General features: G+C 60.6%; 3 protein-coding genes. All 3 read right to left on the bottom strand.

Features of this window, described 5'->3' with window-relative positions:
* Positions 1 to 12 precede the first annotated feature (12 nt).
* The 3 genes from MOX02_RS30620 to MOX02_RS31710 are packed head-to-tail and all read right to left on the bottom strand — an operon-like array spanning position 13 to position 950.
* Positions 13 to 408, bottom strand: a complete 396-nt coding sequence (locus tag MOX02_RS30620) for a hypothetical protein (protein ID WP_147029514.1) — start codon at positions 406 to 408, stop codon at positions 13 to 15.
* 5 nt (positions 409 to 413) lie between these two features.
* A complete protein-coding gene (locus tag MOX02_RS30615) occupies positions 414 to 779 on the bottom strand; it encodes a hypothetical protein (protein WP_147029513.1) in 366 nt (121 codons plus the stop codon).
* A gap of 12 nt (positions 780 to 791) precedes the next feature.
* Entirely contained in the window at positions 792 to 950 is a 159-nt protein-coding gene (locus MOX02_RS31710; RefSeq protein ID WP_170268060.1) for a hypothetical protein, read from the bottom strand.
* Positions 951 to 1,267: the final 317 nt, after the last annotated feature.

The following is a 1,267-nucleotide window of genomic DNA, read 5'->3' as shown; positions in this document are numbered from 1 at the left end:
AGTGCGGCCCTCCTATTTCATGAATGTTAGTTCTGGGAATGCTCGCATGACGACCTGCGGAAGATAGCACGTCGCTGAGACTACATTCGACGAGGTGTTGCTATAGGCCAGTCCGGCGGCGGTCGGAGCGAAGGCCATCCGGTAGAGCCCCGCACTGTGGCCGACCCGGATCTTCCTTTTGAAGTCGACGCACACGATCGTGACCGGCCGCCCATTCGCACCAGGCACGATAAGCAAGTCGCTGATCCTGGCGGAGCGCAGATCGTGAGGATCGGCCAGATTGCTGCGCATCCACGAGATAATGGCCGCCTTCTCAACCTGTGTGACGGGCCGCGCTTTTGCATCGCCTGAGGCCATAAGCATGGCCGTGATGGCGATCGCTATCACGGCTCCAGCAAGGCTCGGCATGCTCCTCATGCCGCAGTCAAACGCTTGGTGTTGTTGGCGACAAGTTCGCGGTGCCGAGCAATGACCATCTCTGATGAGCCGCTCGTCAGGGTCGTGCTAGCCGCTTCCATGGCTGCATATTGATCGCGTGCCATGGCTTGGAGTTGAGCGTTCCTCATTCTGTGATGCAGCGCCAGAAACCGGGCGCGTCGCGCATTATGAGCATTGGACGCCTCACCCTCATGGCGATCGGCGCCGCCGGGTCGCATCAGCGCGAAATATTCCTCGGATTCGAGACGCGTGAGGCCGGCATAGATGGTGTGACCGCACGCGTCTTCGGAGAGGCAGCGCATCTCGCGCAGATGCGCCAGCTCGGCCCGATCGAATTCCATGGCGATGCGGGACTACTTCTGCGGGGCTGGCCGCTTGGACTGGAACTGCGTCCGCTGATACTGCTTCCCCTTCTTCGGATCAGGCTTACCGATCAGCATGAGCTTCACCCGCTCATTGAAATCTACCGCCGAGATCGCCTGAGCGGCGCCATTGTTCGTGGAATGAGCCATCTTGCCCTCTCCGTCGTCACCCAGTGCACGGGATTGCGCGGAGGGTAGCTTGTAGATGGGGCGGCATTAGGCCGATTGCGAGCTCATCGATGATGAAGACACCAGCCGCCCCATAGCGTGAACGAACGGCGCCGGGACGGCGAGGCATGAGTCGATCGCCATCGCTGCGCGTTGCCCTTCGACTATCAGGACGGAGGACTGCCTTGTCTGCAATGAAAATTCTCGCCAGCATTTCCTCGGAGGAGGTGCTCGGCGGATACCAGCTGACGGTGGAGACCGACGACGGTCAGGTCACTCGCCTGTTCGCGACCGAGAAC

Origin of the sequence: Methylobacterium oxalidis, assembly GCF_007992195.1 — a bacterium.
GTDB classification, from domain to species: Bacteria; Pseudomonadota; Alphaproteobacteria; order Rhizobiales; family Beijerinckiaceae; genus Methylobacterium; species Methylobacterium oxalidis.
Note: the sequence above shows the minus strand (reverse complement) of the source record. Positions and strands in the feature narration are given on the sequence as shown.